Source organism: Streptomyces sp. NBC_00727 (genome assembly GCF_045161745.1).
In the GTDB taxonomy this organism is placed as follows: domain Bacteria; phylum Actinomycetota; class Actinomycetes; order Streptomycetales; family Streptomycetaceae; genus Streptomyces.
This window is the reverse complement of sequence record NZ_CP108981.1, coordinates 6010776-6028031: the sequence shown is the minus strand read 5'-3', so window position 1 is coordinate 6028031 and position 17256 is coordinate 6010776. Positions and strand designations below refer to the sequence as shown.

Here is a 17256-nt window from a genome sequence, read left to right as displayed (position 1 = left end):
CGGCGGTGCCACCGAGGGCACCGCCGCGACCAGCCTACCGCTATGGGCGGTAAGTCTCGATTTGAGAGAATTCAGGGTGTACGGACTACTTCAGTCCGTTGTCCAGGGCGCCCATCAGCGTGCCCTGGGTGGTGTCGCCCGACATCTCCCAGACCATGACGCCGAGCAGGCCCTTGTCCTTCACGTAGTCGGTCTTCTTGCCGATGGACCAGGTGTCGTCGAAGGACCACCACTGGCTTCCGGTGTAGCCGTACGTGGAGATGGACTGTTCGTCGTGATGGACCGTCATCGTCGGATAGGCGCCGATGAGGTTCGAGTAGCCCCGGGTGCCGGCCTCCTCGGCGAACTGCCCGGGGGCCGCCCCGCCGGCCGGCTGCCACTCGTCCGCGACGCCGCCGTCGGTGACGCCCTGCCAGCCCCGTCCGTAGAAGGGGATGCCGAGGGTCAGCTTGCGGGGTTCGACTCCCGCGTCGGTGTACGCCTTGACGGCGCTGTCCGCGCTGAAGTGGAAGCCGTACGGGTCCTGGGTGTCGTTGTAGAGGTTGGCCTGGTGGCCGGTGCGGTTCGGTTCCCAGGAGTTGTCGCTGCCGGAGCCGTGGAAGTCGTATCCCTGGACGTTGGCGACGTCGAGGGAGTCGAAGACCTTGGACAGGTCCCAGCCCTCGTCGATCTTCTGCGGGTCGGCGGGGGTGAAGGCGGTGAGGAGGCGGTGGCCGCCGCCCAGCGCGTCGAGCTGCTTGCGGAACTCGGCGAGCAGCAGGGTCAGGTTGTCCTTGTCGTCGGGCGAGTAGTGGTTGCCGGGGTGTCCGGTGCCGGTGCCCGGCCACTCCCAGTCGATGTCGAAGCCGTCGAAGATGCCGGCCGCGCTGCCCGGGCCGCCCGCACCGTTGTACTCGGGCAGGTTGCCCTTGATGTACATGTCGATGCAGGAGGAGACGAACTTCTTGCGTGCGGCGTCGGTGGCGGCGACGTCGGAGAAGTACTTGGAGTAGGTCCAGCCGCCGAGCGAGACCACGATCTTGAGGTCGGGGTGCAGCTTCTTCAGCTTCTTGAGCTGGTTGAAGTTGCCCCGCAGCTTGCCCCAGCCGTCGTCCGCGACGCCGTCCACGGACTGGGCGGCGCTGAACGGGCGGGCGTAGTCGGCGTCCGCGTCACCCGCGCCGGTGCCCTGTTCGGGGTCCTGGGGGTCAGCGGTCGTGCCCTTGGTGACGCCGTTGAGGCAGGTGAGGTTGTTGGGGTCGATGTTGGCGAAGGCGTAGTTGACGATGTCGAGCTTGCCGGCGGCGCCGGAGGTCTCCAGGTTCTTGACGAAGTACTGGCGGCCGTAGATGCCCCACTGGACGAAGTAGCCGACCTTCGCGTAGTTGCCGGCGCCGACGATGTCGTCGGTCTTCACGGTGAGGGCGTTGCTCGACGGCGAGGCGTTGTCGGCGGGGTCCCTGGCCTTCACGGTGAAGGTGTACGAGGTGGAGGGCGAGAGGCCCCCGACGGTGGCGGTGGCCGTGGTGCCGGAGACCGTGGTGGCGAGGGCGGAACCGCGGTAGATGTCGTAGGCGGCGACGCGCTGGTTGTCCGTCGACGCGGTCCAGGCGAGCGTCACGGACGAGGAGTCGGTGGCGGTGGCGTGCAGGGCGCCGGGGGCGGTCGGGGCGGAGGTGTCGGTGGCCGGGTCGACGGTCGTGACGGTCAGCGGGGCGCTCTCGGCGGAGACGTTGCCCCGGGTGTCCTTGGCCCGGACGGTGAAGGCGTACGCGGTCGCCGGGGTCAGGCCGGTGACCGTCGCGGAGGTGGCCGCGGTGGCGGAGCCGACGACATTGCCGCCCGCGAGGATGTCGTACGAGGCCACGGGGAAGTCGCCCGCGGTGGCGGCCGTCCAGGACAGCGACGCGGTGCGGGCGGTGACGTCGGTCTGCTTCAGCCCGCCGGGCACGCCCGGCGGCGCGTCGGCGGAGCCGTCGCACTTGTCGCCGTTGATCCGGCAGCCGGTCGGCACCTTGATCGGGCCGGTGGCGACGAACCAGAAGCTGTACGGCTCGGTGGTGCTGTGCGCGGCGACCGTGCCGTTGTAGTGGGCGTTGACCGCGGTGATGTGGCTGCCCTGGGTGGTGACGGTGCCGTTGTACGAGGAGCTGATGGCGACCCCGGCGGGCAGGTCGAACTCCAGGCTCCAGCCGGTGACGGCGGTGTCCGTGTCGTTGCGCAGGACGTAGGTGCCCTTCCACCAGGGGCCGTTGTCGGCGGTGGTGAAGGTGGCCGTGAGCTTGCCGGCCGCGTGGGCGGGGACGGCCTGCAGGGACAGGAGCGTGAGGAGGAGGCCGAGGACGGCGAGCAGCGCGGTCGCCGTTCTCCGTCTGAGTGTCAGGTGCTCGAACATGGTTCTCCCTTACGGCAGGGACCGGTGAGGCGGTCCTCGGGGAGGTGCGGATGTCGTGCCATGGAGCACACGGGAAGGTAATTGGTCTGGACCAAGTCGTCAATAGGTACAGACCACTTGAGACGTGAATCGAGACGGTCCGGGGCCCCGGCCGGCCCCGGCGGGCGCCTCAGTCCTCGAGCACCACCGTGCGTACGGCCGAGAAGTCGCCCCACTTGCCGTCCGGCAGCTTCGCCCGGATCTTCATCGAGTAGCGGGTGCCGCGCGGGTCGGTGACGGTGAGCCGGTAGTGCGCCCGGCCGGCGGGCGGCTCGCCTCCCCAGACGATCGTGGTGGTCAGCCGGCCGTTCATGTAGAGCTGGTACGCGGGGATCTTGCCGCCCGTCTCCGGCTGCTTCCAGTCCAGGTCGACGGCGTACTCCTTGCCGTCCGCCTCACTGGTGATCCGCAGGTCGGTGGGGGCGGTGGAGGCGGGGGCGCCGGGGGCCGAAGCGGTGGTGACGTCGAGACTGTTGCTGTCGGGCGAGGAGGTGTCGGCCGCGTCCCGTGCGCGGACCGTGAAGGTGTAGACGGTGCCGGGGCGGAGTCCGGTCAGCCGCGCGGTGGTCTGCGTACCGGGCACGCTGTGGATGCGCGAGTCCTCCTGGTAGATGTCGTACGCGGTGACGCCGACGTCGTCCGTGGAGCCGCCCCAGGACAGGGTCGCGGCCCGGCTGCCGTCGGCCTTGCCCCGCAGCTTCACCGGCCGGGTCGGCGCCTCGTGGTCGGCGGGGGTCGGGGCGGGCGTGGTGACGGAGGCTGCGGCGCTCGGCGCGGAGAGGTTGCCGGCCGCGTCACGGGCACGGACGGTGAAGGTGTACGCGGTGGACGCGGTGAGCCCGTCGACGTCGATCATCACCCGTTGCGCGGTGACGGACTTGACCTTCTTGCCCTGGCGGTAGACGTCGTAGCCGGTGACGGCCTTGTCGTCGGTGGCCGCCTCCCACATGACGTGCGCGGAGGTGGCGCTGCTCGCCTGCGCGGTCACCCCGTGCGGCGCGGTGGGCTTCCTGGTGTCCGCCTCGGCCTCCGAGCCGCAGGCGGTGGTGAAAGCGGCGAGGAGCAGGGCGGCGGAACAGGCCAACGCGGCATGCGTGTGGGGGGATCGCACGGTCTTGCCTTCCATCCGGGAGCAATGGTCCAGACCTGTATCGCATGCGGTGGGGGTCGCCGACAAGAGGACGGAGCGGAACCTTCCGCATTGTGCCGGTGTGCCCCGGGCCCTGATCACGCGGGGCGGCTGACGTACCGTCGGCGGATGCTGTGCGTACGAGGTGTGGTGCTGCCGGAACGCGAGGAGCGGGCGTTCTGGATCGAGGGCGAGGTCCTGCGGGAGGGCGAGCCGCCGGGCGGTTTCCCGGGCCGGCACGCCGAGACCGTCGTCAACGGCGGCTGGCTGCTCCCCGGGCTCGTCGATGTACACACCCATCCCGGGGCCACCGACACGAGCAAGCCGTTCGACGAGGAGCTGCTGCGCGAGCAGTTGCGCGCGCACCGGGACGCCGGGGTGCTGGCCGTCCGCACACCCGGCACGGCCGCGCGGATGCCGGCCTGGGTCGACGAGGACCGGGAACTCCCCCGGGTCACCTCGGCGGGCCGGTGGCTGGCCACCCCAGGCCGGTTCTTCCCCGGCTTCGGACGGGACGTGAGCGAGGCGGACCTCGTCCGGGCCGCCCTGGAGGAGTCGGCGGCCTCCTCCGGCTGGTGCAAGGTCGTCGGGGACTGGCGAATGGACGAACCCCCGGTGCCGCTCGCGCTCCTCACCGAGGTGGTGACCGCCGTCCACGCGGCGGGCGGCAGGATCGCGGTGCACTGCCAGACCGCCGAGGGCACGCGGAACGCGGTGCTCGCGGGCGCGGACAGCCTGGAGCACGGCATGCATCTGGACCCCGCGCTGCTGGACCGGATGGCGGCGCAGGGCACGGCGTTCGTGCCGACGCTGGCCGCGTTCGGCCGGGGAGTGGACGCGATGCGCGCGCGGGAGCCGAGTGCGCGCCGCGATCTGTGGCTGGCCGGCTGGGAGACCATGTTCGGCAACGTCCGGGCCGCCCACGAAGCGGGCGTCACGGTGCTGGCCGGCACCGACTCGTTCCCCTGCGGGACCGTCGCGAGCGAGGCGGCATGGCTGGCGCGGGCCGGACTGCCGGCCGGGGCGGCGCTCGGCGCGGCGTCCTGGACGGCCCGCTCCTGGCTCGGCCTGCCCGGCCTGGTGGACGGGGCACCCGCCGACCTCGTCGCGTACGACACCGACCCGACCGCCGATCCGGCGGCGTTGGACCACCCCCGGCGGATCGTTCTGCGGGGACACGTGGTGCGCTGAGCGATGAGTCCCGGGCGGTCCGGCAGTCTGCACGGGTATGGATACGCAACAGCTGGACCTGGAGCCCGCCGCCCGCCGGATCACCGCGCAGCTCGACGCCGTCGACGACGCCACGCTGGGGGCCGCGACCCCGTGCCCCGGGGTGACCGTGGGCGCCCTGCTCGCCCATGTCGAGGGTTTGGCCGTCGCCTTCCGCGACGCCGCCCGCAAGGACCTGGGAGCGACCACCGACAGCGCCCCCTCCGTGGAGTCCGGTGTCCTGGAGCCGGGCTGGCGCACCACGCTGCCCGCCGCGCTCGACGAGATGGTGGCCGCCTGGCGCTCCCCGGATGCCTGGGAAGGCATGACCAGGGCGGGCAGCGTGGATCTGCCGGCACAGGTGGCGGGGATGGTCGCGCTGAACGAGCTGGTGCTGCACGGCTGGGACCTGGCGAAGGCGACCGGGCAGCCGTTCGACGCCGAGGACGCCCATCTGCGCAGCTCGCTCGCGCTCCTGGCCGAGCTGGGCGACAACCCGCCCGCCACCTCGCCGTTCGGCCCGCCGGTCCCGGTCCCGGAGGACGCGCCGCTGCTGGACCGCGCCGTCGCCCGGGGCGGCCGCCGGCCGGACTGGCGGCCGGAGGGCTGAGACGCGGGCCCGGGGGGCGGGCTGGGGCGCCCACGCGCCCCGCGCCTCAGCTCGTGAAGAACTCCGTGATCCGCTGAGCCGTCTGCTCCGGGTCCGCCTCGTGCAACCGGTGGCCGCCGCCCATCGTGACGAGGTGGCAGTCCGGGATCAGCGACGCCATGTCCTGGAGCCGGCCCTGCGGCATCGTGCTGGCGGGCCCGCCGGCCAGGATCAGCGTGGGCGCGACGATCTCCCCGAGGCCCTCCGCCCACGCGGGATCGGGGTCCGCCAGCTCGGTGTTGACCGACGCGAGCACCGCCTCGTCGTAGTCGGCCGGCCCGTCCGGGGTGAGGGCCGGGCCCGCCGCTCCGGGGAACGGCGCCGGGGTCTCCACGAGCACCAGCCGCTCCACCCGGTCCGGGTGCTCCTGCGCGAGGAGGTGGGCGACGACGCCGCCCATGCCGTGGCCGACCACGCCCGCCCGGTCCAGCTCGCACTCGTCCAGGAACCCGAGCACGTCGTCGCGCATCAGCTCCAGGTCGTACTCGTCTGGCCAGTCGCTCTCGCCGTGGCCGCGCAGGTCGATTCCGTACACCCGCCACTCCTGCCCCAGCAGGCGCCCGGCCGCTTCCCAGCTCGCCGCGCTCGCGCCGAGGTCGTGCAGCAGTACGACGGGCGACCCGAACGGGTCACCCCAGCTCCGGTACGCCAACCGCACGTCGCCGACATCCACCACAGACTGATCATCCATGCCCCCGACGCTACCGCCGAATGCGCCGGTGCCACGCCTCCGGCCTGGCAGGCTGGAACGGTGAAGCTCTCCGCGCGTTCCCTGGTCACCCCGCTCGTCGCCCTCCTCATGTCCGCCACCACCCTCACCGGCTGCGCCCAGGCGGGGGGTTCCGCCGGCAAGGGCTCGGGGGACGGGCTCGCCGCCCCGGCGAAGAAGGACATCGCCATGCAGCTGGTCTCCAGCGCGGAGAACTCGACGCTGGACTGGAAGGCGCAGTACAAGTACATCGAGGACATCGGGGACGGGCGCGGCTACACCGGCGGCATCATCGGCTTCTGCTCGGGGACCGGCGACATGCTCCGCGTCGTCGAGCGGTACGCGAGGTCCCGGCCCGGCAACGCGCTGGAGCGCTTCCTGCCCGCGCTGCGGGAGGTGAAGGGCAGCGACGCGCACACCGGGCTCGGCGGGCCGTTCACCCGGGCCTGGGCCGAGGCGGCCGGCGACGCGAGGTTCCGGGAGGCGCAGGACGCCGAGCGGGACGACTCGTACTTCGATCCGGCGGTCCGCCGCGCGAAGGAGGACGGGCTCGGGACGCTGGGCCAGTTCGTCTACTACGACGCGTACGTGATGCACGGGGAGGCCGACGCCGACGGCAGCACCGGTTTCCGTACCATCCGCAACCGGGCGCTCGCCGACGCCCGGCCGCCCGCGCAGGGCGGTGACGAGCGCGCGTACGTCGACGCGTTCCTCGACGCCCGGGCCGCCGCGATCCGCGAGGAGCCCTCGCACAGCGACACCAGCCGGGTGGAGACCGCGCAGCGGGTGTTCCTGCAGCGGGGCAACCTGGAGCTGGACCCGCCGCTGGACTGGAAGGTGTACGGAGACCGCTACCACATCGACTGAGCCGCCCGTGGCGCGCAGGCGACGGGCGGCGCCAGCCTGCCGGGCACGATCGTCGTCAGGCGGCGCCGTCCAGCGGCCGTTCGTCCGAGGGCGCCAGATGGGCGAGGCACAGGGAGGGGCCGACGAACGGCTCCAGACGGTCGACCCGGAGCGGCGCGCGTACCTCTTCCAGGGCCCCCCGCATGAGGCCGAGATGCAAGGAGCACACGATGTCCCGGTGCTCCCGCGCGATCTCCAGGAACGGGCAGTGGCGCAGCGGGACGACGGCGTCCGGCTCGCTCCCCTCCACGGGGCCGGGTGCGAACCCGGCCTCGTCGAGCACGCGCGTCAGCCGGCCGATCGCCTCTTCGGCTGTGAGCCGCTGCGCGGGGGAGGGAGTGTCGGCGAGATAGCGGCCCCACGCCTCACCCGTGCTGGCGGCGGCCTGCGCGGGCTGCTCCAGGCTCTCCGCCGCCAGGCCCGTCAGCATGTGCGCGAGCAGTTGGTAGCTGCGGCGGTCCGCGGTGGTCCGGGTCGCGGTGGCCCGGTACACGGCCCGGGGCCGGCCGGGCCGGCCGAGCGCCTCGCTGTCGCGCTCGGCGAGCCCTTCGCCGACGAGGGTGTCCAGGTGGAAACGTACGGTGTTGGAGTGCAGCCCGGTGCTCTCGGCGATCTCCCGCACCCCCACGGGACCGGGTGCGGAACGCAGGACGCCCAGGACATGGCCCCGGCTCTCGCCCACGGCGCCGGAGCCGCTCCCGGCCGGATCGCGGAACATCGACTCACTCATTCGGTCAATTTTACCCAGCGTGTGCCGGAGAAACGAGGTCGTCACTCGTCGTCATCGAGGTCGTCGAGCCGGGCCAGCCAGGTGGTGAGCCGGTCCACCGGGACCTCGAAGTCGGGGTTCAGGTCGACGAAGTACCGCAGCTCACCGGCGAGCCAGGCGAGGTTCACGAATTGCGCGCCCCGGTTCGCCCGGAGCGTCTCCAGGGCCTGGTCGATCATGACCGCCGCCCGGCCCCGGCGTGCGCCGACGCCAGGGCCGACTCGGGGTGGGGACGGATCTGCATGCCCGGCCGGCGGCGGTGCACGGTGATATAGGTGAGGCCCTCGGGCCCCGCCGTGATGCTCCGCGTCGAACCGTGCGGCAGCCATACGAGCGCCCCCTCCGCGAGGGACAGATCCCCCTGCGGCGTGTGCATCGTGCCCTCACCGCCGACGACCAGGACCAGGACGTCGAGGTCGGACTCGGCGTGGCTGCCGATGCGCTCCCCGGCCGGCAGCCGGACCAGGTTGGCGTCGAGCTGCCGCCCGGACTCGGCCGGCTTCCACAGCACACCGGAGGCGTCGGGGGTGCGGGCGGGGGCGTGTACGTCGCAGAGGAGCCGGGCGGCGGGGGCGGGCTCGTGGGCCGGGTCGTGCGGCCGGGGCTCAGGCACTCGCGGCCACCCGCGTGATGCGGACCTGCCACTGCTCGGGCCCGGACTCGACGTACTCCCAGGTGAACGCGTCGGGGTGGGTGGCCTCGAACTCCCGGTGCAGCGGCTTGGGGTCGTGGTTGTTGACCAGGACGAAGGACTCCCCGTCCGCGAGTCGGGCGAAGCGGGTGAAGATGCGGGGGTGGCGGCGGCCGTGCGGGATCTCGCGGACGTCGATGACCGCCGAGTCCGCTGGCCGGCCGCCCTCCAGGACGGTGGTGAAGTCCTCGGCGAGCGCGGGCAGATCGACGCCCGGCAGGGTCCGGAGCGCGGGCAGCAGTACGTCGCGCTCGGCGCCCAGGAGCACCGCGAGCCCGCCGCCGAGCGTACGGAGGGCGCGCTCGCGCCCGGTCCCGTCGCCTGCGGAGGCCAGCGCGTCGAGCTGCTCCCGGACCACCGCGACCTGGGCCCGCAGCGCGCGGACGGCCAGCCGGGTCCCGGCCGCGCCGGACGCCGCCGCGTACAGCGACAGATCGGCGGCCGTCAGATAGCGGCGCAGCTGCTCGACGAGCGGGGCGGCGGACTCCGCCTGCGACGCGTCCACCGCTTCGAGCCGCTCCAGCAACTGCCCCTGGGCGTGCTCGACGACACCTTGCGCCTGCACGTCCGGGTCCGTGCCGGTCGCCTGGATGAAGACCTCTGCGGCAGGTGACATGGGTGGCACTCCTTCGTCGTCGGACTGAGCACGGTCCGTGCTGCACGGAATTATTACATGTGGCATCGTAAAAACTGGCGAAAGTGCGCAGCAGGTGGCCACCCCGTCCGGAACGGCTCTCTTTATTACCTGTACCGTTCGTAGAAACGAGACGTAGTCCGGACGCAGAGGAGAGGCGCGTTTCCATGAACGCCACGTCGGCCGCGATCGCGGGTGCCCTGACCTTCCTATGGCTCGGGATGGTGCTGGCGATCTCCTTCCTGGAGGCACCGCTGAAGTTCCGCGCCCCCGGAGTGACCATCCCCATCGGACTGGGCATCGGCCGCATGGTCTTCCGCGCACTGAACCGCGCCGAGATCGCCCTGACCGCCGCCATCGCCGTAACGATCGCCCTGGGCGACCCGCCCACCCCGGTGATCGCCCTCACCGCCGCCGTGGCACTCCTGCTCACCGTCCAACTGGCAGCGGTCCGCCGCCCCTTGAACCGAAGGTCGGACCGCGTCCTGGCAGGCGAAGACCTCCCCCGCTCCCGCGGCCACGTCTACTACGTGGCCTTCGAAGTGACAAAGGTGGCCGCCCTCCTGGCCCTGGGCATCACCCTGACAACGGCATGACGGCCGCCATCCGCAGGCTCCGAGGCGCACCGCCGCCAGACGGCCGTTCTGTCAGCGGTGGTGCCGAGCCCCTCCGGACAGGGCCCGGCTCCCGGTCAGATCATGGGTCCGGCCGGCAGCCCCGGCGACCGCTACCACATCGACTGAGCCGCCTGTGGCGCGCACGGCCAACCCCCGTACGCGCCACGCGTCCTTGACGCTACGTCAGTGGGCGGCGACCTCCATCGCCTTGACCGGGTCGTGTCCGCCGGGGGCGGTCCCCGCCTCCTCCGGTCCGGGTTTGCGGCCGAGGTGGTTGAAGGCCAGGTTGAGGACGATCGCCACGACGCAGCCGGTGGAGATCCCCGAGTCCAGGACGACGAGGAGGTCCTTCGGGAAGGCGTGGTAGAAGTCCGGTGCGGCGATCGGGATCAGCCCGACGCCGACGGCCGCGGCGACGATCAGCGCGTTCTCGCCCTTCTCCAGTGCGGCGCCGGCCAGGGTCTGGATGCCGCTGGCCGCGACCGAGCCGAACAGGACGATGCCCGCGCCGCCGAGGACCGGCAGCGGCACCAGCGCGATGACGGACGCCGCCACCGGGACCAGGCCGAGCAGGATGAGGATGCCGCCGCCCGCCGCGACCACGAAGCGGCTGCGGACCTTCGTCATCGCGACGAGGCCGATGTTCTGCGCGAAGGCGCTGCACATGAAGCCGTTGAACAGCGGACTGATGGCGCTGCCCAGGGTGTCGGCGCGCAGCCCGCCCTCGATGGTCCGTTCGTCGGCGGGGCGGCCGACGATCTTGCCGAGGGCCAGCATGTCGGCCGTGGACTCGGTCATGCAGACCAGCATCACGATGCTCATCGAGACGATCGCCGCGATCTCGAACTGCGGTGCCCCGAAGTGGAACGGGGTGGGGAAGCCGATCGCGTCGGCGCTCCTTATGGCACCGAAGTCGGTGATGCCCACGGGGATCGCGATCAGGGTGCCGATGATGAGCCCGAGCAGGATCGCGATCTGCTGGAGGAAGCCGCGCAGGAGTTTGCGCAGGGCCAGCACGACGACGAGGGTGACCGCCGCCATGGTGATGTTGGTGGTGGAGCCGTAGTCGTGGGCGGTGGCGTTGCCGCCCTGGGACCAGTTGAAGGCGACCGGCAGCAGCGACACACCGATCAGGGTGATGACCGTGCCGGTGACCACCGGCGGGAAGAAGCGGACCAGTTTGCAGAAGTAGGGGGCGAGGACGAAGCCCAGGAGGCTCGCCACGATGATCGCGCCGAAGATGACGGCGATCCCGTCGTGCCCCCGGTCCTTGCCGATCGCCACCATCGGGGTCACCCCGGCGAACGAGACGCCGTTGACGAACGGCAGCCGGGCGCCTATTCGCCAGAAACCGAGCGTCTGGAGCAGGGTGGCTATGCCCGCGGTGAACAGGCTCGCCCCCATCAGGAAGGCGGTCTCCTTCGGGCTGAGGCCCACGGCGGGCCCCACGATCATGGGCGGGGCCACCACGCCCGCGTACATCGCGGCCACGTGCTGGAGGCCGCTGGTGAACATCTTCAGCGGGGGGAGGGTCTCATCGACCGGATGCCTCCGGTCGGACGGGGCCGTCTCCGGCGCTCCGTCGGGGTGGGGAGTCGCACTTGCGTCGTCGCGAAACCTGGGCGTAGCTGCCACGGCGGTTCCTCCGGTCGGTTACACGTCGGCGGTGACGTGGGGTTCAGGGAGGTGGTGCCGGGGCCGGTCCGCCGGACCGGGCCCCGTGTGCTGCGGTGGTGCGGTGAGGCAGGTCGTACGGCTGGTGCGGGCAGCCGGGATCGCCGGGGCGGGAGGCGCGTACGCGTGTGCGGCGCGCCTCCCGCGCCGGTTGCCGCGGACCCCGCTCGGGTCCGCGGCGGCCGGGCCGAGGGCCGTCCCCCTCGTCCGGCCGCTTTCGGGGCCGCCGGGCCGTCAGGCCCCGGCGGCGATCCGGGCGAGGCGGCGGGCCTCGTCGCGGGTGGCGCGGGCGATGGCGTCCTCGTCCGCGGTGACCAGGCGGCCGGACTCGACGACCGGCTTGCCGTCGACCAGCGACAGGGTGACCGGGGCGGCGGCGCCGAAGACGAGCGCGGTGACCGGGTCGGCGATGGAGGCGTGGGCGAGGGTGTCCAGCTTCCAGAGGACCAGGTCGGCCAGCTTGCCAGGCGCCAGGGAGCCGGTCTGGGTGGCGCGGCCGAGGACCTGGGCGCCGCCGTGGGTGCCCAGGCGCAGGGCCTGACGGGCGTTCAGGGCCCGTTCGCGGCGGGGGCCGAGGCGGTTGATGAGGAGGGCGTTGCGCAGTTCGGTGTGGAGCTCGCCGGACTCGTTGGACGCGGTGCCGTCGACGCCGAGGCCGACCGGGACGCCGGCGGCGAGCATGTCCGGGACGCGGGCGATGCCGGCGGCGAGGCGGGCGTTGGAGGACGGGCAGTGGGCGACGCCGGTGCCGGTGCGGGCGAAGGCGGCGATGTCGGAGTCGTTCATGTGGACGCAGTGCGCCATCCACACGTCCTCGCCGAGCCAGCCGGTGGACTCGAAGTAGTCGGTCGGGCCCATGCCGAACAGCTCGTGGCAGAACTTCTCCTCCTCCACGGTCTCCGAGCCGTGGGTGTGCAGCCGCACCCCCTTGCGCCGGGCCAGTTCGGCGCCCTGGCGCATGAGTTCGGTGGATACGGAGAACGGCGAGCAGGGGGCGACGGCGACCTGGGTCATCGCGTCGAAGGAGGCGTCGTGGTGGGCGTCGACGGTCGCCTCGGTGGCGGCGAGCGCGCCCTCCAGGGTCTCCACGGCGAAGTCAGGCGGCAGCCCGCCGTCCTTCTCGCTGCGGTCCATGGAGCCCCGGGCGAGGGTGAAGCGTACGCCCATGTCGCGGGCGGCCCCGATGATGGCGCCGGACAGGTCGCCGGAGCCCTTCGGGAAGACGTAGTGGTGGTCCATCGCGGTGGTGACGCCGCCGAGGGCCATCATGGCGAGCGAGCCCTGCGCGGCGGCGCGGGCCATCGGCTCGTCGATGCGCGCCCACGTCGGGTACAGCGCGGTCAGCCACTGGAAGAGGTTGTGGTCCGTGGCCAGGCCGCGGGTGATCCACTGGTAGAAGTGGTGGTGCGTGTTGATCAGGCCGGGCGTGGCGAGGTGGCCGGTGCCGTCGATCCGGCGTACGACGTTCTCCAGGCCCTCCGGTGCCCGGCCGGCGCCGACGGACTCGATACGGTTCCCGGCGACGACGACGTATCCCGAGGCGTACTCGGTGTCGGCGGCGTCGACGGTCGCGATCGAACAGTTCTCGATGACGATGCGTTCCACCCGGTCGGGGGCTGCCGGTGCTGCCATGGTGCTTCCTTCTCTCATGCGGGATGTGGGCACGGCAGGACCCTAGGAGGATTTGAGTGCCACGGCGGCGCGGCCGTGGGTGCCGAGATGGTGGAAGAACAGGTTGAGCAGGACCGCGACGAGCGCTCCCGCACTGATGCCGGAGCCCAGGACGGTCTGGGCCCAGGACGGGAAGTCCGCGTAGAAGCCGGGCGCGGCGAGCGGCACGATGCCGGCGCCGAGGGCCACGGCGACGAGGATGATGTTGGAGCTGTCGTCCAGCCCGGCCTCGGAGAGCGTACGGATGCCGCTGACGGCGATCGAGCCGAACAGGACGACGCCGGCGCCGCCGAGCACGGGCATGGGGACGAGCGAGACGACCGCGCCGAGCACCGGGAAGAGACCGAGGAGCAGCAGGGCGGCGCCCGCCGCGGCGACGACGTACCGGCTGCGGACCTTGGTCAGCGAGACGACGCCCACGTTCTGCGCGAAGGCGCTCGTGGGGAAGCCGCCGAAGACCGGGCCGACGAGGGTGGCGATGCCGTCGGTGCGCAGGCCGCGGGTGAGGGTGCGTCCGTCGGTGCGGCGGTCGCAGATCTCACCGACGGCCAGCATCCCGGCGGAGGACTCGGTCATCAGGACGAGCATCACGATGCACAGCGAGAGGATCGCGGCCGGCTGGAACTCCGGCGCGCCGAAGGCGAACGGGGTGGGCACGGCGGCGAGCGGGGCGTCGCGCAGCGAGGAGAAGTCGGCGAGCCCGAAGGGTACGGCGGCCAGCGTGCCGACCAACAGGCCCATCAACAGAGCGACTTGGCGCAGGAACCCGCGGCCGAAGCGCTGGATGAGCAGGATGACGACGAGGGTGAACGCGGCGAGCGCGAGGTACTTCATGTCGCCGAAGTCCGCGGCCGTCTTGTCGCCGCCCTGCGCCCAGGAGACCGGTACGGGCATCAGGGTGACCCCGATGAGGGTGATGACGACCCCGGTGACCAGGGGCGGGAAGAAGCGCAGGAGTCTGCCGAAGAACGGCCCGACGGCCAGGCAGAACACTCCGGCGACGAGCACCGCCCCGTAGATCGCGGGGAGTTGGTGTCCGGGTGCGCTGGTCTCGGCGATGGCGAGCATCGGGGCGATACCGGCGGACGACGCGGCGTTGACGAACGGCAGCCGGTTTCCGGCGAGGCCGCGGATGCCGAGGGTCTGGAGCAGGGTGGCGCAGCCGGCGATGAGCAGGCTTGCCGCGATGAGCCGGGTCATGCCCGCCGCGTCGAGACCGACTGCCTGGCCGATGATCAGCGGAGGGGTGACGACGCCCGCGTACATGGCGGCGATGTGCTGGAGCGCGGCCGGCAGGAGCCGCGAAGGAGTGAGCTTCTCGTCCACCGGGTGCACCGCACGCTCCGGCGGGGTGGAGCAGGGGCCTTCTGCTTCCGCGGGCCCGGATGCTGGCTGTGCCATGAGGGTTCCCTCCGGCCCGGCCGGCGCCCGGCCGCGCGAGGCGGGCGGGCACCGGCGCGGCGCCGCGTCAGAGGTTGGTCATGTCGACCGGGATCTGCGGCTCGACGCCGTCCCGGAGCACGGTGCCCTCGATGAGCCCGTACGGACGGTCGGCCGCGAAGTACACCTCGTTGTCGTTCTTGAGCCCGAACGGCTCCAGGTCGACGAGGAAGTGGTGGTTGTTCGGCAGCGAGAAGCGGATCTCGTCGATCTCGCTGCGGTTGTTGATGATGCGCGAACCCATCTGGTACAGGGTCTGCTGGAGCGAGAGCGAGTACGTCTCGGCGAAGGCGTGCAGCATGTGCTTGCGCGCCTGCTCGTAGGACTTCTCCCAGTTCGGCATGCGCTGCTCGTCGCTGGTCCAGTTGTAGCGCCAGCGGGCGGAGACGTCGGTCGCGAGGATCCGGTCGTACGCCTCCTTGAGCGTCGTGTACTTGTCCTTGACGTAGCCCCAGAACTCGGAGTTGGTCGAGTTCAGCACGGTCAGGTCCTTGAGCCCGGAGATCACCTGCCACTTCTCACCGTCGAAGGTGATCTGGGCCGTGCGGGTCTCCTGGTTCTTACGGACGAAGGAGTGCTTGACCTCGTCGGACCCGATGAAGCGGGAGTTCGCGTCGGAGGTGGCGATGCGCTCCCAGTCGTACTCCTCGATGCGGATGCGCGCGGTCTTGATCGGCTCCTGCGAGGTCACGAAGTGACGGGCGAGGTGGATGCCGAACTGCTCGGCGGACTCGATCCCGTGCTCCTTGGCGAACGCGAACACCGTGTTCTTGGTGGTGTCCGTGGGCAGGACGTGCGCGTTGGAGCCGGAGTAGTGGACGTCGTCCATCTCGCCGGAGAGCGCGACCGAGACGTTCAGGTCCTTGATGTGGTGGGTGTCGCCGTCCCGCGTGATCTTGACGACGCGGTTCTCTGCTTTGCCGTACTGGTTCTGGCCGAGAATCGTGGGCATGTGTCTGCTAGCTCCCTCGGTATACGGAGTAGCCGAACGGGTTGAGCAGCAGCGGTACGTGGTAGTGCTCGCCCGGGGTGACGGCGAAAGTGATCGCCACCTCGGGGAAGAACGCGCCGCTGTCCCTTACGCGGGGGGCGTCCTGCTGCGCCTCGGCTTGCTTCTTGGCGGTGAAGTACGACTCGGTCTCGAAGCCGAGCCGTACGTGGGTGGTGCCTTCCGGCAGGGCCGGCAGGTCCTTGCAGCGCCCGTCCGCATCGGTCGCGGAGCCCCCGAGCGTCACCCACTCGGCGTCGGCGCCCGAGCGGGCGGCGAGCGAGACGGCGACGTCCGCGGCGGGGCGGCCGATGCTGGTGTCCAGGATGTGGGTGGACACCGATGCGGTGGCGAAGGTGCTCAAGACCTTCCCTCTCCTTCTGTTAGGTGTCTTCCGTGACGAGGCGGGTGAGCCGGATGCGGTTGATCTTGCCCAGTTCGGTGCGCACGATCCCCCGCTCCTGCTCGGGCGAGTTCCCGGTCCGGGACTTCACCGCGTCGCGCATCTGCTCACCGGTGGCCCCGGTGGCGCAGATCAGGAAGACATGTCCGAACCGCTCCTGGTAGGCCAGGTTGAGTTCGAGCATCTCGGTCTTGAGCTCCTCGGACGCCCCGGCCATCCCCCGCTGTTCGCGGGAGGAGGTCGGGTCCCCGGGCTTCGGGCGGCCGATCGGCGGGTGACCGGCCATGGCCTCGGCCAGGCCCTCCGCGTCGAGTGCCGCCGTGGCGGTGTCGCTCGCGGAGAGCAGGGCTTCGGTGGTGGCGTACGGGCGGTGGGAGAGGATCGCTCTTCCCCATGCCGCACTGGCACACACCTCGTGCAGTGCGGCGGTCGCCTCGGCGTCCGCCTGGGTGTTGAACCGGGCGAGGCCCGGCGTGGAGCTCGAAGTCACGGGAGCCTCCGTGGCTGTTCTTCGCTGTGCGTTGGTCGGGCTGCGGATAGCTAACGCCCTCCGCAACAGGACGTCAACAGTTTGTTGAAATTCCGTTCACGGAAAAGGCCGCCGTCCGGTGGTCCGGACGGCGGCCTGATCGATCATGCGTCGGCTGCCTGGGCAGACACGTCCAACTAGCCGCTCTTCGCGCCGTTTTCCCTGTTCAGGTAGTTGTACACGGTGAACCGGGAGACTCCCAGGGCCCCCGCCACGGTCTCGACCCCGTGTCGTACGGAGAAGGCACCGCGTGCCTCCAGGAGCCGGACGGCCTCCTGCTTGGTCTTGCGGTCCAGCTCGGCCAGCGGCATGCCGTGCCGGCGCTCCATCGCGGCCAGGATGTGGTCCAGCGACTCCGAGAGCTGGGGCAGCCGGACCGCCACGACGTCCTCGCCCTCCCAGGCCAGCACCACGTCGTCGGGGTGCGCGTCGCCGGGTCCGAGGAGCTCGGCGCCCATGGCGTCGGCGAGCGGCTTCACGGCGGTGACGAGGGGGTGGTCAACCGGTCCGGTCACTTCGGGTCCTCTCCGATGACGTTGACCTGGAGCGAGACCCGGGTGGCACCCGATGCCAGCGCCTGCCGCAGCAGGCTGTCCACGGCGGTGAGCACCTGGTCGGCACCGCCCTCCGCCGTGTTGCCGAACGGGCCGACGTCCACGGCGTCCAGCTCGGCCGACTGGATGACCTCGCGCGCCACGACCGCGTGCGCGGGCGCCTCGTCGAGATCGAAGGGCTCGGTGGTGAACTCCACTCTCAAGCGCATGGTGCCTCCCTGATACGTCGCACCGCGTCCGGTGCGACCTGCGGCTCGGGCTCGACCCTAAC

The 17256-nt window shown here is 71.6% G+C and carries 19 protein-coding genes; 4 read left to right on the top strand and 15 right to left on the bottom strand.

The window, feature by feature from the left end:
* Positions 1–85: 85 nt before the first annotated feature.
* Together OG242_RS27310 and OG242_RS27305 are read right to left on the bottom strand one after the other, a co-directional pair.
* The gene (locus OG242_RS27310) at positions 86–2374 is read right to left on the bottom strand and encodes a glycosyl hydrolase family 18 protein (RefSeq protein ID WP_405900663.1); all 2289 of its coding nucleotides are present in this window, start codon (positions 2372–2374) and stop codon (positions 86–88) included.
* A 169-nt stretch (positions 2375–2543) separates the two neighbouring features.
* Positions 2544–3539 (bottom strand): fibronectin type III domain-containing protein, encoded by a 996-nt coding sequence (locus OG242_RS27305; protein ID WP_405900662.1) that lies wholly within the window; start codon positions 3537–3539, stop codon positions 2544–2546.
* A 132-nt stretch (positions 3540–3671) separates the two neighbouring features.
* On the opposite strand from OG242_RS27305, the gene OG242_RS27300 reads away from it, so the two are divergent.
* Together OG242_RS27300 and OG242_RS27295 are read left to right on the top strand one after the other, a co-directional pair.
* Positions 3672–4733: an amidohydrolase family protein gene (locus tag OG242_RS27300; protein WP_405900661.1), complete on the top strand. Its 1062-nt coding sequence runs from the start codon at positions 3672–3674 to the stop codon at positions 4731–4733.
* A 37-nt stretch (positions 4734–4770) separates the two neighbouring features.
* Positions 4771–5361, top strand: a complete 591-nt coding sequence (locus OG242_RS27295; RefSeq protein WP_405900660.1) for a TIGR03086 family metal-binding protein — start codon at positions 4771–4773, stop codon at positions 5359–5361.
* Between the two features lie 46 nt (positions 5362–5407).
* Here the strand turns inward: OG242_RS27295 and OG242_RS27290 are convergent, their stop codons facing one another.
* Positions 5408–6091: an alpha/beta fold hydrolase gene (locus OG242_RS27290; protein WP_405900659.1), complete on the bottom strand. Its 684-nt coding sequence runs from the start codon at positions 6089–6091 to the stop codon at positions 5408–5410.
* Positions 6092–6151: 60 nt separating this feature from the next.
* Between OG242_RS27290 and OG242_RS27285 the strand changes: the two genes are divergently transcribed.
* Positions 6152–6976: a chitosanase gene (locus tag OG242_RS27285; RefSeq protein WP_405900658.1), complete on the top strand. Its 825-nt coding sequence runs from the start codon at positions 6152–6154 to the stop codon at positions 6974–6976.
* A 55-nt stretch (positions 6977–7031) separates the two neighbouring features.
* On the opposite strand, the gene OG242_RS27280 is transcribed toward OG242_RS27285, so the two are convergent.
* The 4 genes from OG242_RS27280 to OG242_RS27265 are packed head-to-tail and all read right to left on the bottom strand — an operon-like array spanning position 7032 to position 9091.
* On the bottom strand, positions 7032–7745 hold the full coding sequence (locus OG242_RS27280; RefSeq protein WP_405900657.1) for a helix-turn-helix transcriptional regulator: 714 nt from the start codon (positions 7743–7745) through the stop codon (positions 7032–7034).
* Between the two features lie 41 nt (positions 7746–7786).
* Positions 7787–7963: a DUF6104 family protein gene (locus tag OG242_RS27275; RefSeq protein ID WP_405900656.1), complete on the bottom strand. Its 177-nt coding sequence runs from the start codon at positions 7961–7963 to the stop codon at positions 7787–7789.
* On the bottom strand, positions 7960–8397 hold the full coding sequence (locus OG242_RS27270) for a cupin domain-containing protein (RefSeq protein ID WP_405900655.1): 438 nt from the start codon (positions 8395–8397) through the stop codon (positions 7960–7962). Before OG242_RS27270 ends, OG242_RS27275 begins: the two co-directional genes overlap by 4 nt.
* Entirely contained in the window at positions 8390–9091 is a 702-nt protein-coding gene (locus OG242_RS27265; protein WP_405900654.1) for a DUF2249 domain-containing protein, read from the bottom strand. Before OG242_RS27265 ends, OG242_RS27270 begins: the two co-directional genes overlap by 8 nt.
* A gap of 185 nt (positions 9092–9276) precedes the next feature.
* On the opposite strand from OG242_RS27265, the gene OG242_RS27260 reads away from it, so the two are divergent.
* Positions 9277–9705 carry a hypothetical protein gene (locus tag OG242_RS27260; protein WP_405900653.1) on the top strand — a complete coding sequence of 143 codons (429 nt, stop codon included), beginning with the start codon at positions 9277–9279 and terminating at the stop codon, positions 9703–9705.
* Positions 9706–9909: 204 nt separating this feature from the next.
* Here OG242_RS27260 and OG242_RS27255 read toward each other — a convergent pair whose 3' ends face one another.
* The 8 genes from OG242_RS27255 to OG242_RS27220 all read right to left on the bottom strand — a co-directional run bounded on the left by OG242_RS27255 (position 9910) and on the right by OG242_RS27220 (position 17194).
* A complete protein-coding gene (locus tag OG242_RS27255; RefSeq protein ID WP_405900652.1) occupies positions 9910–11361 on the bottom strand; it encodes a nucleobase:cation symporter-2 family protein in 1452 nt (483 codons plus the stop codon).
* 273 nt (positions 11362–11634) lie between these two features.
* Entirely contained in the window at positions 11635–13032 is a 1398-nt protein-coding gene (locus OG242_RS27250; protein WP_405900651.1) for an 8-oxoguanine deaminase, read from the bottom strand.
* A 42-nt stretch (positions 13033–13074) separates the two neighbouring features.
* Positions 13075–14472, bottom strand: a complete 1398-nt coding sequence (locus OG242_RS27245) for a nucleobase:cation symporter-2 family protein (RefSeq protein ID WP_405900650.1) — start codon at positions 14470–14472, stop codon at positions 13075–13077.
* 67 nt (positions 14473–14539) lie between these two features.
* Complete coding sequence (gene pucL / locus OG242_RS27240) at positions 14540–15463, bottom strand: factor-independent urate hydroxylase (protein WP_405900649.1); 924 nt, start codon at positions 15461–15463, stop codon at positions 14540–14542.
* A gap of 7 nt (positions 15464–15470) precedes the next feature.
* Positions 15471–15863, bottom strand: a complete 393-nt coding sequence (gene uraH / locus OG242_RS27235) for a hydroxyisourate hydrolase (RefSeq protein ID WP_405900648.1) — start codon at positions 15861–15863, stop codon at positions 15471–15473.
* Positions 15864–15882: 19 nt separating this feature from the next.
* Positions 15883–16392 (bottom strand): 2-oxo-4-hydroxy-4-carboxy-5-ureidoimidazoline decarboxylase, encoded by a 510-nt coding sequence (gene uraD / locus OG242_RS27230; RefSeq protein ID WP_405900647.1) that lies wholly within the window; start codon positions 16390–16392, stop codon positions 15883–15885.
* A 176-nt stretch (positions 16393–16568) separates the two neighbouring features.
* Entirely contained in the window at positions 16569–16946 is a 378-nt protein-coding gene (locus OG242_RS27225; RefSeq protein WP_405900646.1) for a helix-turn-helix domain-containing protein, read from the bottom strand.
* Positions 16943–17194, bottom strand: coding sequence for a hypothetical protein (locus OG242_RS27220; RefSeq protein WP_093704808.1), 252 nt, complete (start codon positions 17192–17194; stop codon positions 16943–16945). Before OG242_RS27220 ends, OG242_RS27225 begins: the two co-directional genes overlap by 4 nt.
* Between the last annotated feature and the right edge of the window lie 62 nt (positions 17195–17256).

Excerpts from the sequence above, each read along its gene's own strand:
- OG242_RS27280 (WP_405900657.1), bottom strand. The coding sequence starts at position 7,745 with ATGAGTGAGTCGATGTTCCGCGATCCGGCCGGGAGCGGCTCCGGCGCC.
- OG242_RS27275 (WP_405900656.1), bottom strand. The coding sequence starts at position 7,963 with ATGATCGACCAGGCCCTGGAGACGCTCCGGGCGAACCGGGGCGCGCAA.
- OG242_RS27310 (WP_405900663.1), bottom strand. The coding sequence starts at position 2,374 with ATGTTCGAGCACCTGACACTCAGACGGAGAACGGCGACCGCGCTGCTC.
- OG242_RS27260 (WP_405900653.1), top strand. The coding sequence starts at position 9,277 with ATGAACGCCACGTCGGCCGCGATCGCGGGTGCCCTGACCTTCCTATGG.
- OG242_RS27300 (WP_405900661.1), top strand. The coding sequence starts at position 3,672 with ATGCTGTGCGTACGAGGTGTGGTGCTGCCGGAACGCGAGGAGCGGGCG.
- OG242_RS27245 (WP_405900650.1), bottom strand. The coding sequence starts at position 14,472 with ATGGCACAGCCAGCATCCGGGCCCGCGGAAGCAGAAGGCCCCTGCTCC.
- OG242_RS27305 (WP_405900662.1), bottom strand. The coding sequence starts at position 3,539 with ATGGAAGGCAAGACCGTGCGATCCCCCCACACGCATGCCGCGTTGGCC.
- OG242_RS27220 (WP_093704808.1), bottom strand. The coding sequence starts at position 17,194 with ATGCGCTTGAGAGTGGAGTTCACCACCGAGCCCTTCGATCTCGACGAG.
- pucL (WP_405900649.1), bottom strand. The coding sequence starts at position 15,463 with ATGCCCACGATTCTCGGCCAGAACCAGTACGGCAAAGCAGAGAACCGC.
- OG242_RS27250 (WP_405900651.1), bottom strand. The coding sequence starts at position 13,032 with ATGGCAGCACCGGCAGCCCCCGACCGGGTGGAACGCATCGTCATCGAG.
- OG242_RS27265 (WP_405900654.1), bottom strand. The coding sequence starts at position 9,091 with ATGTCACCTGCCGCAGAGGTCTTCATCCAGGCGACCGGCACGGACCCG.
- OG242_RS27295 (WP_405900660.1), top strand. The coding sequence starts at position 4,771 with ATGGATACGCAACAGCTGGACCTGGAGCCCGCCGCCCGCCGGATCACC.
- OG242_RS27290 (WP_405900659.1), bottom strand. The coding sequence starts at position 6,091 with ATGGATGATCAGTCTGTGGTGGATGTCGGCGACGTGCGGTTGGCGTAC.